The 14,881-nt window shown below is 70.6% G+C and carries 10 protein-coding genes; 2 read left to right on the top strand and 8 right to left on the bottom strand.

Annotation, left to right across the window (positions count from 1 at the left end; all coding sequences use genetic code 11):
• From FV218_RS19090 to FV218_RS19065, 5 genes are all read right to left on the bottom strand, one after another.
• Positions 1-1,246, bottom strand: a 1,246-nt coding sequence (locus tag FV218_RS19090) for a glycosyltransferase family 1 protein (RefSeq protein WP_147711120.1), incomplete at its 3' end; no start/stop codon positions are given.
• 229 nt (positions 1,247-1,475) lie between these two features.
• Entirely contained in the window at positions 1,476-3,971 is a 2,496-nt protein-coding gene (locus FV218_RS19085; protein WP_147711119.1) for a hypothetical protein, read from the bottom strand.
• An 80-nt stretch (positions 3,972-4,051) separates the two neighbouring features.
• Positions 4,052-5,488 carry an HlyD family type I secretion periplasmic adaptor subunit gene (locus FV218_RS19080; protein ID WP_056087592.1) on the bottom strand — a complete coding sequence of 479 codons (1,437 nt, stop codon included), beginning with the start codon at positions 5,486-5,488 and terminating at the stop codon, positions 4,052-4,054.
• A gap of 49 nt (positions 5,489-5,537) precedes the next feature.
• On the bottom strand, positions 5,538-7,304 hold the full coding sequence (locus FV218_RS19075) for a type I secretion system permease/ATPase (RefSeq protein WP_147711121.1): 1,767 nt from the start codon (positions 7,302-7,304) through the stop codon (positions 5,538-5,540).
• A gap of 345 nt (positions 7,305-7,649) precedes the next feature.
• Positions 7,650-7,949: a hypothetical protein gene (locus tag FV218_RS19065; protein WP_056087587.1), complete on the bottom strand. Its 300-nt coding sequence runs from the start codon at positions 7,947-7,949 to the stop codon at positions 7,650-7,652.
• A gap of 239 nt (positions 7,950-8,188) precedes the next feature.
• Between FV218_RS19065 and gmd the strand changes: the two genes are divergently transcribed.
• Together gmd and FV218_RS19055 are read left to right on the top strand one after the other, a co-directional pair.
• Positions 8,189-9,178 carry a GDP-mannose 4,6-dehydratase gene (gmd, locus tag FV218_RS19060; RefSeq protein WP_056087584.1) on the top strand — a complete coding sequence of 330 codons (990 nt, stop codon included), beginning with the start codon at positions 8,189-8,191 and terminating at the stop codon, positions 9,176-9,178.
• The gene (locus FV218_RS19055; RefSeq protein ID WP_147711117.1) at positions 9,178-10,146 is read left to right on the top strand and encodes an NAD-dependent epimerase/dehydratase family protein; all 969 of its coding nucleotides are present in this window, start codon (positions 9,178-9,180) and stop codon (positions 10,144-10,146) included. The genes gmd and FV218_RS19055 overlap by 1 nt, the downstream gene beginning before the upstream one ends.
• A gap of 194 nt (positions 10,147-10,340) precedes the next feature.
• Here the strand turns inward: FV218_RS19055 and FV218_RS19050 are convergent, their stop codons facing one another.
• The 3 genes from FV218_RS19050 to FV218_RS19040 form a co-directional block, all read right to left on the bottom strand.
• Positions 10,341-11,786 carry a mannose-1-phosphate guanylyltransferase/mannose-6-phosphate isomerase gene (locus tag FV218_RS19050; protein WP_147711116.1) on the bottom strand — a complete coding sequence of 482 codons (1,446 nt, stop codon included), beginning with the start codon at positions 11,784-11,786 and terminating at the stop codon, positions 10,341-10,343.
• Positions 11,787-11,931: 145 nt separating this feature from the next.
• Positions 11,932-12,195 (bottom strand): hypothetical protein, encoded by a 264-nt coding sequence (locus tag FV218_RS19045; protein ID WP_056087576.1) that lies wholly within the window; start codon positions 12,193-12,195, stop codon positions 11,932-11,934.
• Positions 12,196-12,432: 237 nt separating this feature from the next.
• Positions 12,433-14,881: glycosyltransferase (locus tag FV218_RS19040; RefSeq protein WP_147711115.1), on the bottom strand; the 2,449-nt coding region annotated here is incomplete at its 5' end.

Here is a 14,881-nt window from a genome sequence, read left to right as displayed (position 1 = left end):
GAGTGGGCGCAGGGGAGGGGGGGCGGCCGCGCCGTTCGACGGCTTGGGTGAAGGCCTGGCAGGCCTGCTCCGCGCTCACGGCCCACGAAAAGCGTGCCTGCTGAACAGCCGCATGGGCGATGGCGCCGGCACGGAACTCCGTGTCCGTGAGCATCCGCTCGAGCCGCTCGGCGATGTCGGCGACCCGCAGGGGGTCGAAGGTGAGGTCGGCCCGCCCGATCACCTGCGGGATGCTCGTGGTGTTCGAGCCGAGGACCGGGCAGCCGCAGCGCATGGCCTCGAGGAGGGGCAGACCGAACCCCTCGTTGAGCGACGGCATCACCGTGACCCGCGCAAGGCTGTAGAGGTCGGCAAGGTCCGAATCGGGTACGAACCCGGGCAGCACGAGCGCGTCCGGCGGCAGGCCCTGATCGGCGACCAGCCGCGCCAAGCTCTCGGCCTGCGCGTCCGTCACCTTCGTGGCCAGGACGATCTGGTGGTGAGCGCGCACGGTCTCCGGCAGCCGGGCGAACGCCTCGATCAGGCGGGGGACGTTCTTGCGCGGCTCCGGAATCCCGACATGGAGGACGAACGGCCGGGTGATGCCGTGGCGGGCGAGCAGCGCGCGGGTCGCCTCGGGCGCGAGCGTGCGGGGGGCAAAGATCGGATCAACGTCCGCCCCGATCGCGACAACCCGCTCGGCCCCCATGCGCAGCCGCCGCCGGCCCATCCGGGCACTATGCTCGGAGATCGCCAGGACGTTCTCGGCCCGCATCAGGGTCTGAAGACGGCGCTCGAACCAGCCCGCGACCTCCGGCGTCGGCAGGAACAGGTCCGGCTCCTCGAACGGGATCAGGTCGTAGAGGGTCGCCGCGAACGGGGTCGCCCGATCGGGGGCGATGTCGAGGACCGTCTCGTCGCTCCAACCGTCGAAGGGGCTGGCCACATGCACGAGATCGACGGCAAGGGCTTCGATGAAGCCGCTGTAGAGCGCCTCGGCGGCGCGCGCGCGGGGCGCCGCGTCGGTGTCGCATCCGCGGATCGGACTGAGGCCGTGCAGCACGTGGATGCGCTCGGGCCCGACCCGCTCGCGGGCCCAACTCAGCGCGGGGCGCAGAGTGTCGGGCATCGCGTCCGAGAGAAGAATGTGCCACGCGACGTCGTTGCGCCGCAACAGGGCGTCGGAGAGCCCGCGCGAATAGTTCCCGATGCTGCGATGGCGGGATTCCGACTGCAGCGTCTGCAAGTCGAGGAGAATATTCAGCATGGTCGTCGCACGCACTCTCCGCTCCGGGCCCGCCTGACGGGCGGGGCGGGCACGCCCGGCATGTGCACCAGCTTGACCGCTGGAGGCAACTGCCGCCCGGGGCCCGGTCGCACAACCGGCGGCCCATTCATGGTCCGGAGGGCGTGGCGACGGACAGAGGCGTCAGTTCACGGACGGCTGTCCGGCCGACGGGACCGCATGCCGCGACGGGCCCCCGCCCGTCGCATCGTCAGAGGTTGTGTGGGCTGTCCTCCGCGATCCCGATGATGCTGATCGCGACATCGTGGCCGATGCTCCAGGTCCGCACGGAGAAATCCGGGTTGCCGTAATGATTCGCGTCCATGCCGATCATCACGAACGACCGTTCGCTCACGAAGGTTTGAACCTGCGTCGTCGACTCGAGGAATCGTGCAATCAGCTGACGGCCCTGCTCGTCCAGGGATTGGGGGGCGATCATCGGGGCCGGATGCGCCAGCGTCGCGGTGTCCAGGGTCGTGTCACCCGGGTGCTTGGTCGCGGCCTCGACGACCTTGTCGGTGATCTTCGTGGCGCCCTCGGAGGACGGGGCGGCGTCCTTCGCAGCGGTCCCGGCCGCGCCCTCGCCGGGGCTCGCTTTGGCGACGTCCGTGCCCGCGAGCTTGGTCGCGGCCTCGACGACCTTGTCGGTGATCTTCGTGGCGCCCTCGGACAACGGGGCGGCGTCCTTCGCACCGGTGCCCGTCGCGCCCTCGCCGAGGCTCGCCTTGGCGACCTCCACGGCTGGGAGCTTGGTTGCGGCCTCCACGACCTTGTCGGTGATTTTCGTGGCGCTTTCGGAGGACGGTGCGGGCTCTTTCGCGACGGTACCGGTCGCGCCCTCGCCGAGGCCCGTCTTGGTGACCTCCGCGCCCGCGAGCTTGGTCGCGGCCTCGACGACCTTGTCGGTGATTTTCGTGGCGCCCTCGGAGGACGGGGCGGCGTCCTTGTCCTTGACCGCCCCGATCTGCGCCGCCGTGCCGCTCAGGACGGCTGAGCCCTGAAGCAGGGTGCCGGGCGTGGTGCCACCGAGTGCGCCATCGCTTGTGGCCACGCCCTTGATCGGGTCGATGGCCGGATCGCTCGTCGATGCGGTGACGAGCTTCGACGCGGTGACGCTGCCGCCATAGGCGGTGAAGCTCGACAGGAACTCGGAAACGGCCCCCGTCCCGATCAGTTTGGCGAGCGAGGTCAGGGCCATCTCGCCGAGCTTGGTCGTCGCGGCCGTGTCCGAACCGAGCGCGCTCAGTTTGGTGGCGCTGGCATACTGCTCGAGGAAACTGTTGAGGGCTGTCCGAACCGTAAGGTTTGCCGCAGCCGCGACAAACTGCGTGGCGGGCGTGGGCGCGCTCGGCGCGGATAGCTTCTCCGGGGGGCTCGCTGTCGCGCCCGCGGCGGCCGCCTGGCCCTGCACGCTGGCCTGGCTCGGCGCGGAGGGAGATGCACCCCCACCGGCCGCGGAATGGCCACCACCCGTCTCCACCGTGCCGACCGCCAGGAAGGTCGTCATGGCGGCGGCGCTCGCTGGCGCCGCGGTGGTTCCCCCCACCACGACGGTGGCCGGGCTCGGTGCGGGCGATCCTGCCGCCGGGGCGGGGGTCGCCCCGCCGGACGGCATCGGTGCCGATCCCCCGGCCGGAACCGGTGCCGCAGCGGCCGCCGCCTTCTCGACCGCCACCGGCACCGCGTGTGCGGCGACGCGGCCGACCAGGATCGCCGTCATCGGCGGGGCGCTCTCGGCGGCCCGCATCACGGCGATTTCCTGACCACCCGCGGCCCCGAGCCCCAGGACGTTGAGGCGGACCAAATCGATGTTCCCGAAGATGGCGGGTCCGCTTGCGGTGCCGGTCAGGACCGCGCTGACTTGGACGAGTGCGCCCCCTCCGGCCACGGCATGCTCGGCGCCCGCGTCCAGGGCAGCCTCGTCCCTGCCCTGAGAGCGCCGGCCTTCCGCTGCGGCCTGGCTCACTTCGACGACCGTGACGGGAACGGCCTTGCTCCGCGCTCCCCCCGCCGGGCTCTCGCCCAGGATGCCGCCGGTGGCATCGACGGCCTGATCGGCCGGCAAGGTCGTGCTGATCAGGGCGATCGCCGAGAGGACGAGGGCGTGGCGGGCATGGCGTCCCTCGTCCTCGCCCGTGAGACGGCCGAGTTCGTCATGCGCGGAATGGGGATGCGGATCCGGGCCGGGCATGACGGAGTTCGTGTCGCGTGCATGCCCCTCGGTGCCGGGCTGGTGCATTGCCGCCGCGGGCTCTTCGCTCGCGAGCTCGCCCGCCATCGCGTCCCCACCCGCGAGCTGGAACGCCACCGTGGCGACGATCGCAGCCAGGAGCGCGGCTGGGTGCAGAACGAGATTGCCGGCCTTGCCCTGCGCGTTCTGGCGCGGAATCGGTACGAGGGTCGGGTGCTCCGATGCGACCGCGTTGAGCAAGGCGCGGAAATCCGGGCCCTGCAGCGGGCGCTCGAACGCCTCGGAGGCCACCACGTAGAGATCGTCGATCCGCGCGAAGTGCAGGATCACGTCGCCGTCGAAGCGGCAGAAGACGAACCAGGGGTCGCCCTCGTCGGTCAGGCCCCGGTCGGTGGTGATGCGCAAGCCGGCCTGCGTGAGGGCGGCTTCCACGCGGTAGAACTCGGCGATCTCCCGCTGGGACCAGTCGCCGCGGGCGACCGGAGCCGGACGGAAGAACGAGAGAATGGCGCCCATCTAACCTGACCCTGCCCCAAACCCGCGCGAAGTGCGCCTTGCCCGATTGTGCGGCCGGGTCGACCGTAGACCCGGTCAGGTCAATGTTCGTTGAACGAACGGCCGAGCGCCTCGAAGAAGGGTGAAACGATGTAGCTCAGCGCGGTGCGCTCGCCCGTGGTGACGACGATCTCCGCCGGCATACCGGCCACCAGCCGGCCCTGCATCATCTCGGGGATCTGCAGCTTGCTGATCTGTACGATGCCGAGAAAATACGGCTGGCGCGTGGTTTCGTCGATGAGTCGGTCGCGGGAGACCGATTCGAGGTTGCCCAGGATCGTCGGAATGCGCCGCGAATGGAAGCTCGGGAACTTGATCTCGGCCGGCATGCCGGCATGCACCGTCTCGAGGTCGTTGGGCGCGAACTGCACGTGCACGACGAGCTTGTCGTCGTCGGGCACGATCTCCATCAGGGCCTCGCCCGAGCGCACGACCTGACCGATCGTGTAGACCTTCAGGCTCTGCACGACGCCGGAGCGGGGCGCACGCACCTCGAGGCGTCGCAGGACGTCCTGGGCGACGGCGAACTTCTCGCGGAGCTCGGCGCTTCTCTGGCGAGCCTCGAGGAGCTGGCCGGCGATGTCTTCCTGCAGCTTCTGACGCAGCTGCGTGATCTGCAGGCCGGTCTCGTTGATGCCGTTCTCGGCCTTGGCCGTGTCGGCGACGGAGCGGCCGATGACGCCCTCGAGACGGGTGCGCTCACGCTCCATCACGAGGAGGCGGCTCACCGGGATCAGGTTCTTCTCGCGGAGCTGGCGCAGGCCGACGAGTTCCTGGTTGATGAAGCCGACCTGCTGCTCGGTGGCCGATTTCTCGACGCCGAGCCCCGAAATTTCGTTCTTGAGCTGCCGCACCCGCGATTCGAGGAGCTCGATCTGACCGACGAGGGAGCCGCGCCGCTCCTTGAGCTGCGCCGTCTGATCGCCGATCACCCGCGCGACGGCGGGCTCCGTCTGACGCGCCTGGATCTCCGGCGGAAGCTCGAGGCTATCCCGGCTGTCCCGTTCGGCCAGCAGGCGCGCCTCCTGAACCAGGGTGGCGTCGAGCTGGGACCGGAACAGGTCGACGCTGGCGGTGGCCTGGATCGGATCGAGCCGCAGCACCAATTCGCCTTCGCGCACGGTCTGGCCTTCCTTGACCAGGACCTCGCGCACCATGCCGCCCTCGAAATGCTGCACGATCTTGCGGCTGTTCTCCACCGCGATCGTGCCGGGGCTGACCACGGCCCGGTCGAGCCGGGCCACTGCCCCCCAGGCGCCCATCACGCCGAAGGTGGAGAAGATTAGCACGTAGCCGGCGATGGCGTGGTGCTTCCACGTGGTCAGGTGGGGCGGGGGCGCCGGACGCGGGCCGGCTTCCGTCGCATCGTCCGCCGCATCGCCGGCGGCCGTCATCAGGCCGGTGCGGGTCAGACCCTGCCGGACCCGGGCCGTGGTGCTGGAGAGATGGGCGCGCAGGGCGGGAAGGTTCATGCTCATGGTCGTCTCGTCAATCCTGTCGCCCGGTGCCGTGTCGTCCGCCCGCAGCCTATCCGGCCGCGCGCTGGCCCTGCATGCCGAGGCGGCCGGTCGTGGGCGCTGCCACGGATGCGGTGCCGGGGGACGGAACGGGACGCGGGCCCGCCACTTGGCCGAGGATCTGGTCGCGCGGTCCATAGGCCTGAACCGTGCCGGCATTCATCACCAGCACCGTGTCGACGGCGGTCAGGATGTTGACCTTGTGGGTCACGATCAGGATCGTGGTGCCCATCTGCTTCAACTCCTGGACGGCCCGCATCAGGGCCTCTTCGCCGGCCGCGTCGAGGCTGGCATTCGGCTCGTCGAGGACGATGAAGCTCGGGTTGCCGTACATGGCGCGGGCGAGGGCGATGCGCTGGCGCTGGCCGCCCGAGAGTGCATGGCCGCCGCCGCCGATCTGGGTGTTGTAACCATCGGCCAACCCCTGGATCAGCTCGTGGCAGCCTGCCTTCTTGGCAACGGCGATCACCGCTTCCTCGTCGATGGTGTCGAAGCGGGCGATGTTCTGAGCGACCGTGCCGGCGAACAATTCGACGTCCTGGGGGAGGTAGCCGATATGGCGGCCGAGCGCCTGGGGATCCCAGTGCGAGATCTCCGAGCCGTCGATGCGCAGGGCCCCGCGGGCGATGGGCCAGACACCGGTGACGGCGCGGGCCAGGCTCGACTTGCCGGCGGCGGACGGGCCGACGACGCCCACCACCGTGCCGGGCTCGAGCTTGAAGCTGACGCCCTGGAGGATCGCCTGCGTCTTGCCGGGGGCGGCGACGACGAGGTTTTCGGCCTCGATCTGACCGGCGGGCCGGGGCAGGTTCATGCGCTCGGGCTCGGGACCGGCGATCTCGATGAGCCTCTGCAGGCGCGCGTAGCTCGCCCGCACCGCGTTGAAGCCCTTCCAGTTCGCGATGAGCAGTTCCACCGGGGCCAGGGCCCGCCCGATGATGATCGAGGCGGCGATCATCGAACCCGGTGAGATTTCCCGGTGGATCGCGAGATAGGCGCCGACGCCCAGGATCAGGGTCTGCAGGAACATGCGGACGAACTTCGTGCCCGCGACGATCAGACCGGCCCGGTCGCTCGCCAGGGCCTGGAAGGCCAGCACTTCCTCGTGGCGCTGGCCCCAGAGGCGACGCAGCGCCCCCAGCATGCCCATGGCCTGCAGCACCTCGGTGTTGCGAAGGGTCGCTTGCGCGTACTGGCTGGCGGCGTTGCCGGCCTGGCTCGCGGCGGCGAGCTCGCGCTTGGTGGCGACTTCGTTGAGGAGGGTCAGGCCGAAGATGATGACGCCGCCCGCGATGGCCATCCAGCCGAACCAGGGGTGCAGGATGAAGCAGGCGAGCAGGAAGACCGGCGTCCAGGGCGCGTCGCAGAAGGCGAGGAGGCCGCTGCCGGTGAGGAATTCGCGCACCGTATCGACATCGCGCAGGGCGATGCCGTGGCCGCCTTCGGGGTTGCGCAGGTTGCCCCGATGGACGGCCGAGAAGATCGGGCTCGCGATCTTCTCGTCGAACAGGATGCCGGCGCGCACGAGGAGGCGCGAGCGCAGCATCTCGAGGAGGGCGTAGACCACGAGCGCGAAGGCCGCGATCAAGGTGATGCCGATGAGCGTCGTCTCATTGCGGCTCGACAGCACCCGGTCGTAGACCTGGAGCATGTAGAGCGGGCTGACGAACATCAGAAGGTTAATGAAGAAGCTGAACACAATCGCTGTCACGAAGACAGGTCGCGTTGCTTTGATCCCCTCCTTCAGGACCGAGGACTCACCGCCCACACCCCTCATGCTCATGCCCGATGGCCCTGTTCTCTGGCGACTCGCCGCCGACCTACGCGCGCACGAACGCAATTGTCTATCACAATCATCCGGTCGATGCAGCCGCCGGAATGGGCGCCGTCGATTCGATTACAGAAATCGCCTGTCCGGATCGACAGTGTGACACCGTTGAAAACGGCTCTGGTTGGCATGCGGAGCTGTCTCCGCACCGAACGTCCCGCGATCATATTTGAGCTGTCGACCGTTCGATACAGCCTTGGGAGGCGGGCCGTCCTTTGTCGGAGGGGTGTGGCCGAATTGAGAGCGCTTGCGACCCACGCGGCATAGGCGCCCGCCCGGACGGGTTGCCCGCGATCAGCCGCGGTCGATCTGCCAGCCGGAGCGGCCCTCGGCGAGACCCGTATCCCAGAAATGCACGAGGGGGTTCACGCCGGCGGCGCGGACGTCCGGATTGTGGGCAAGATACCCTTGCGTGCTGAAGGATTCGCAGGGGTCTCGGCCCTCGCGCCAGCCATGCTCCAGATAGTGGCGCATCGGATCGATCCCCTGGGCAGCGACGTCGGGGTACTTCCAGAGGTAGAACGCCTCGTTGAAGCCGCCGATCCCGGCCGGTTTGGCGGGGCGGCGGGCGGATTTCTTACGGAATGGAAACATGCCGCCTCTCCTGCTCACCCGACCGACGGTCGATCCCGCGCAACTCTCCGCGACGGAGGGGCGGGGCAACGGGCCGGTGCGGTTGCCCGTCCGCAGCCGTCCGACCGGAGCGCTGCGGCTCCATACCGTGGTGCCGGGCCCAAGGCTAGCGGCGCCGTTCAACGCTTGACGCGCCGGGTCAATCGACCTAGCCGCGGCGGTAGCTTCTTCCAAATCATTCGAGAGACGAGGGCCACCACATGACCGGCAAGCGCGCGCTGATCACCGGCATCACCGGGCAAGACGGGGCCTATCTCGCCCAACTCCTCCTCGATCAGGGCTACAGCGTCCATGGCGTGGTGCGGCGCTCGAGCCATGCCGGCGTGTTCGATCACCGCCTCAAGTGGCTCGGCATCGTCGACGCGGTCACGTTGCACGACGGCAACCTCCTCGACCTGTCGAGCCTCGCCCGCATCGTGCAGGAGGTTCAGCCCGACGAGGTCTACAACCTCGCCGCCCAATCCTTCGTGACCGCGTCCTGGCAGCAGCCGGTGCTCACGGGCCACATCACGGGCCTCGGCGCCGTCAACCTGCTCGAATGCGTGCGCACGCTGCGCCCGCAGGCGCGCTACTACCAGGCCTCCTCCTCGGAGATGTTCGGCCTGATCCAGGAGACGGTCCAGAGCGAGACCACGCCGTTCTACCCGCGCTCCCCCTACGGTGTGGCCAAGCTCTATGCCCACTGGATGACGATCAACTACCGCGAGAGCTTCGGGCTGCACGCCTCGAACGGCATCCTGTTCAATCACGAGAGCCCCCTGCGCGGCGTCGAATTCGTCACGCGCAAGGTCACGGACGGGGTCGCCCGGATCAAGCTCGGCCTCGCCCAGGACCTGCGTCTCGGCAACATCGACGCCAAGCGCGACTGGGGCCACGCCCGCGACTACGTCCGGGCGATGTGGATGATGCTGCAGCAGGAGAAGCCCGACGACTACGTCATCGCGACGGGGCGCACCACCACGGTGCGGGCCATGTGCGAGATCGCCTTCGCGCATGTGGGCCTCACCATCGACGACCACCTCGTCATCGACCCCAAGCTGTTCCGCCCGGCCGAGGTCGACGTGCTGCTCGGCGATCCCGCCAAGGCCAAGGCCGCCTTCGGTTGGCAGGCCGAGACCTCCCTCGAGACGATGATCCAGGAGATGGTCGAGGCCGACCTCGCGCGCCTCGGCGGCCTGAAGGCCGCCTGATGTCCGCGCCCGTCCGACGCGTGCTCGTCACGGGCGCGGCCGGCTTCGTCGGCCGGCACGCCCTCGCGGCGCTCGCCGGGGCGGGCACCGAGGCGCTCCTCGGAATCGGGCGCGGGACGATCCCCGCCCTGCCGGAGGGCGCCGACTTTCGTCCCCTCGATCTCGCCGACCGGGAAAGCCTGGCGGCCTGCCTGCGGGACTTCCGGCCGAGCCACGTCCTGCATCTGGCGGCCCAGGCCTCCGTCGGGCAGGCCGCCGGCGCGGGCCTGGAGACCTGGCGCACCAACGTCGCGGGCCTCCTGAACCTCGCCGAAGCCCTCCGCGCCGAGGCCCCCGCCGCCACCCTCGTCTTCGCGAGTTCGAGCGAAGTCTACGGGCGCGCCTTCCTCTCCGGCCGGCCGGTGGACGAGGACGTCGTGCCCCAGCCCGTCGGGGTCTACGCCCGCACCAAGCGCGTCGGCGAGGAGATGCTCGCCGACGCGCTGGCAGGAAGCGCGGTTCGCCTCATCGTGGTGCGGCCCTTCAACCACACCGGTCCGGGCCAGGACGAGCGCTTCGTCGTGCCCGCCTTCGCGCACCAGATCGCCCGGATCGAGGCGGGCCGGATGCCGCCCCGCCTCGCCGTCGGAAACCTCTCGGCGCAGCGCGAATTCCTGGACGTGCGGGACGTGGTGCGGGCCTACGCGCAGGTGATCGCGGCCAGTGAGGAACTCGCCTCCGGCACGGTGCTGAATGTCGCCTCGGGCCGTCCCCACGCGATCGCGAGCGTGCTGGAGGATCTGACGCGGCTGGCGCGCGTCCCGTTCGAGGTCGTGGTCGATCCCACCCGCATGCGGCCCTCGGAGATCCCGGTGGCCCTGGGCGACGGCCGTCGCATCCACGCGGCGACCGGCTGGGCCCCGCAGGTGCCGTGGTCCGAAACCCTGGCCTCCGTACTGGCCGACGCGCGGGCACGCAACGTCGCCTGAAGGCGCTCCCTCCGTGGGGGGCCGGGTTCGATACGATCCGCGCCACTCATCCGGACGGGTCTCCCGCGAAGTCCCACCATCCGGCAAGGTGGGGAGCGCCCGCAACCGCGTCGGTCCGGCCTTGGAGGGCTATCCGGTCACCGTCGGTCCTCGCCCCGGGCCCGACGGTGCAACGGGCGTCTGATGCGGGACGCTCAGCGTCCGTAGATGTCCTCGACGCGAATGATATCGTCCTCTCCCGTGTAGGAGCCGACCTGCACTTCGATGAGCTCCAGGGGAATTCTGCCGGGGTTGGCCAGGCGGTGCATCGAACCGATGGGCAGGTAGACGGCTTCGTTCTCGTGCACCAGCACGACGCGCTCGTCGACCGTCACCTCGGCCGTGCCCTTCACCACCACCCAATGCTCGGCCCGGTGATAGTGCTTCTGCAACGAGAGCCGCCCGCCCGGCGTCACCATGATCCGCTTCACCTGGAAGCGCGCGCCGACGTCGATGCGCTGGTACCAGCCCCAGGGCCGGTACATGCGCAGATGCGCGTCCGCCTCGGGATGCGCCCGGGCGCGCAGCTGACCGACGAGTTCCTTCACCCGACCGGACTGCGCCTTGGAGGCCACCAGCACCGCGTCCCGCGTGGTCACGACCACGACGTCCTCCAGGCCGACCACGGTCGTCAGCCCCTCGCCCTCGCTGTGCACGAGGCTGTTCCGCGTCCCGATCAGCTCGACCCGGCCCCGCAGGGCGTTGCCCTCCGTATCGTGCTCGAGGACGCCCCAGACCGCGTCCCAGGTCCCGACATCCGACCAGGGGAACGAGACCGGCAGCACGGCGGCCCGGGTCGTGCGCTCCATCACCGCGTAGTCGATGGAGATCTTCGGCGTCTGCCCGAAAGACGCGGCGTCGAGGCGGACGAAGTCGAGGTCGGTCACGGCCGCTTCGAGCGCTGCGCGGGCGCCCGCCAAGACCTCGGGGGCGAAGGTCTCGAGTTCCGTCAGCATCACGTCGGCCCGGAACAGGAAGTAGCCGGAATTCCACAGGGCGCCATCCGCGATGAGCCGCTGGGCCCCGGCCGCGTCGGGCTTCTCGACGAAGCGCTCGACGGCGCAGGCGCCGTCGCCCCCGCCCTCGGCCTCGCTCAGGGGAGCGCCGCGGCGAATGTAGCCGTAATCGGTGGCGGGCCGTGTCGGTTCGATGCCGAGGGTCATCGTGTAACCGGCGCGCGCGCCGGCGGCCGCAGCGGCGACCGCCCGGCGGAAGGCTTCGGTGTCGCCGATGACGTGGTCGGCGGCCATGATCAGCACGATCGCCTGCGGGTCCGTCCGAGCGGCGTGGAGCGCGGCGACCGCCACGGCGGCGGCCGAGTCGCGCGCCGTCGGCTCCAGCACGATGTCGGCGGACAGGCCGGCCTGCACGAGTTGCTCGGCCACGATGAAGCGGGACTCGGCCGCCGCGATCACGGTGGCGCGCGCGAACAGGCCGGGCTCGTCCACGCGCCGGGCGGTCGCCTGGAAGGTGGACTGCTCCGGATCGACGAGGCGGGCAAATTGCTTGGGCATGCTCTCCCGCGAGGCCGGCCACAGCCGCGTGCCCGAACCGCCGCACAGGATCACGGGGCGGATGAGGCAGGGCGTCGAATCGGGCATTGAGGGCGTCTCCGCGTTGAAGGTGGGCTGCCGGACGGGTCCGCCCCCGCGCCGGCGGCGTCGAGGGGCCGATGGCGGGGACGAGGCTGCGCGGCGGTCGGGGATCATGGCCGTGCGGCGCCCGTGAGCCCGGCACCGGCCACGATCAGGACACCGGGGTCGCCGCGATCCGGAGTGCGTGGACGGCGGCTTGGCCGACCTGATCGGCCAGGCCGATCCCCTCCTCGGTATCGGGGAAACCCGCGATGAAGGTCGGCCCCAGGCTGGGATGGCCCAGGACGACGACGTGGGTCAGGGCGAGGCTGAGATCGCTGCGGACGAGCCGGACCACCTGGAGCGGGCCGATCTGCCCATAGACCGTCTGCTCGGCGTAAAGCTCGCTGCCGGGCTGAAAGGAAGGTTTTGTCATCGGGTACCCTTGGCCCCTCGGCGCTTGGGCTGGAGAGAGCGACCATCTAAGCGTTGTGATGCAGCCTGTCAGCCACGGCGGGGACACAGGATGATGCGGACGGTGCCGGGGCGGCGGCGAACGAGGCCTCGCACGACCCGCTCAGGCCGGCTCGACCTTCTCGGAACGCGACGGGACCGCCCTGCGACGGGCGGGGTTTTCCGTTTATGGCGCGATCGACCGTCGCGGCGGCCCGCACTACGCACCGAGCTGCGCCTCGATGGCGTCGAGCCGGGCCGCGTAGCGCCGGCCGATGGCGGCCGGGCTGAACGCCCTGGCGACCTGCTGCGCCGCCGCTTCCGCGCGCGCCTGCGCCTCCGCCGGGTTCTCGTAGACCGCCCGCATGGCCGCCGCGGCCGAGGGCAGTGACGGCTCGGCCCAGCGGCTGCCGGGCTCCACCGCGATGTAGGCCTCCGGCCGAACCGGCACGAGGGTGTAGTCGACGAGGAACGCCGTCTCGGGCGTGCAGAACGCGAGATTGCCCGAATAGGCCGTCGCGATCACGGGGCGCTTGAGCTGCATCGCCTCGATCATCCCGATGCCGAGGCCCTCCGAGCGGTGCAGCGAGACGTAGGCGTCGCAGGCCTGCTTGAGGCCCAGGAGATCGATGTAGGGCAGAGTCCGATCGATGATCCGGATGCGCGGATCCCGTGCGATCAGGGCATCGATCGTCCGCCACAGCCCGACCTGATGGGGATCATCGACACTCGTTCGGTTCTGGGTCTTGAGGACGAGATGGACTGGCTCCGGCGAGCCCTTCGGGAAGGCCGCCAGGAAGGCCCGGACGAGCCCGAGCGGGTTCTTGCGCTCGATGAACGAGAAGGCGTCGAAGGTCGCCAGATAGACGAAGCCGGTTTCGGGCAGTCCATATGCGGCCCGCGAGCCCGGGATCGTCTCGGGGAGGGGCTCCACCGCCAGGCCGACATCGTGAACCGGCACGTCGCAGGCGCCCTCGTAGATCGCCCGGTTGTACGCCGAAGCGACCCAGACCTCGTCGAGGAGGTCGAGCCCCAGCCGATGGGCGCGGGGCACCTGGTCGAGCTCCCAGAAGACGTAGCCGATGTTGTAGGAGCGCGCGAACACACGGGCATCGATCTCGGCGAGGGCGAGCGGCAGCGTATCCGCATTGAGGTGGACGAGGTTGATCGTCCGCGGCCGGCGCAGCTCCGGCGTGGCCATGTCCGGCCCCCCGAGCGGTGAGGGGAAATCCCCCCGGTAGTCGAGGATGGCGGGGTGCCGGCCCGCGGCCCTGAGGGCCGCGAGGGACTGGCGGGTGGCCTGCCCGATGCCGGAGGCCGCGCGCACCGGACCGATCACGGCGATGCCCGACTCGAGCCCCCAGCTGATTCGAGGATCGCGCGCGAGCGCCGGTGCGGTGCCCGGATGCCCGGCGGGCGGGCGGGCACTCGCGAGCGCGAGGCCCTGGGCCGCGAGGCTCTCGGTGAGCTGTCGACTGAGGGCCTGCGCCGGCTCCGGTCCGCCCTCGAGGGCCAGGGCGAGGAGCGCCTCGAACCGCGAGCCCGCGTCCGTCCCGGCCGGAGCCAGGATCTCGGCGACCGCGGCGGCGGGCAGGAATCGCGCGAGGGCGGGTGCGCGTGCGCAGCGCAGGATCAGGATGCAGAGGGCGAGGGCCCGTTCCAGCATGCCCCCGCCCGTGACCGGCGCGAGGGCGGGGTCGCGGCTGAGATAGGTGCGCAGGAAGTCGTTGAGGGGGTAGGAGGCATTCGGTGTCGCGCCCCGCGTCAGGAGGCGGACCTGTGCTTCGGTGATGAGCGAGCCGTCCGGCGCGAGGGCCGGCGCGCCCTCGGTGCACCACCAGAACAGGGCCTCGCGCAGGGCCGCCGGGTCGGCGAAATCGCTCGCCTCCGGCCTCGCCTCGACGATGGCGTTGTAGGCCGCCACGCTCACTTCCGGCGCGAGTCCAAAGCGCGGCATCGGGGCGTTGAGGAACGCGATCTGCGGGGGCGAGAGGGGCAGGCCGCCCGGGCGATGGCCCTCTGCCGCGAGGTAGCGCTGCAGGGCGGCCAGGGACCCCGCCGGATCGCCGGGCGGAACGGGGCGATGCGCGAGCTCGGCTCGGTAGGCGAGGTAGCGGGTGACGAGATGGACCGGCTCGTACTCCGACGCGTCCGTCGCGAGGAGCGTCTCCAGGCGGGCGCGCGTCGCATAGCCGGGCCGGACCGGCTCGGCCCCTTCGTCCGGCTCACCGAGGGCGAGACGCGCGTGCTCCGCCTCCGCCCGCAGGAGCGCGCGCGCGCCCCGGTTGCCCGGCAGGCCGAGGAGATGCAGCGGGTCGAAGCAGAGGGGCGAGCCCGGGAGTATTGCGCCGGATGCGGCATCGCGGACCTCGACGGGGCCGATCCCGCGCAGATCGAAGCAGACCTCGAAACCGTGGCACCCGTCGCCCTTGCCGGCCACCCGCAGGTCCGCCCGGTCGCGATCGGCGACCGCGCGCGCGCGCCGCTCCCCGCACGCGACCTCGATCACGACCCGGCGCTCGGGCATCGCGGGATCCCATGCCCATCCGACGATCCGCTCGTCGTCGAGGATGTCGATGAAGCCTTCGATCTGGGGCGGTGGGTCGGAGGCCTCCGACGGGGGCTGCGGGTCGGAGATCTCAGACGGGGGCTGCGGGTCGGAGGTCTCC

Source organism: Methylobacterium sp. WL69, assembly GCF_008039485.1.
GTDB lineage: Bacteria > Pseudomonadota > Alphaproteobacteria > Rhizobiales > Beijerinckiaceae > Methylobacterium.
Note: the sequence above shows the minus strand (reverse complement) of the source record. Positions and strands in the feature narration are given on the sequence as shown.

Coding starts and splice junctions, on each gene's coding strand:
- FV218_RS19080 (WP_056087592.1), bottom strand. CDS start 5,488: ATGAGCATGAACCTTCCCGCCCTGCGCGCCCATCTCTCCAGCACCACG.
- FV218_RS19045 (WP_056087576.1), bottom strand. CDS start 12,195: ATGACAAAACCTTCCTTTCAGCCCGGCAGCGAGCTTTACGCCGAGCAG.
- gmd (WP_056087584.1), top strand. CDS start 8,189: ATGACCGGCAAGCGCGCGCTGATCACCGGCATCACCGGGCAAGACGGG.
- FV218_RS19065 (WP_056087587.1), bottom strand. CDS start 7,949: ATGTTTCCATTCCGTAAGAAATCCGCCCGCCGCCCCGCCAAACCGGCC.
- FV218_RS19055 (WP_147711117.1), top strand. CDS start 9,178: ATGTCCGCGCCCGTCCGACGCGTGCTCGTCACGGGCGCGGCCGGCTTC.
- FV218_RS19085 (WP_147711119.1), bottom strand. CDS start 3,971: ATGGGCGCCATTCTCTCGTTCTTCCGTCCGGCTCCGGTCGCCCGCGGC.
- FV218_RS19050 (WP_147711116.1), bottom strand. CDS start 11,786: ATGCCCGATTCGACGCCCTGCCTCATCCGCCCCGTGATCCTGTGCGGC.
- FV218_RS19075 (WP_147711121.1), bottom strand. CDS start 7,304: ATGAGGGGTGTGGGCGGTGAGTCCTCGGTCCTGAAGGAGGGGATCAAA.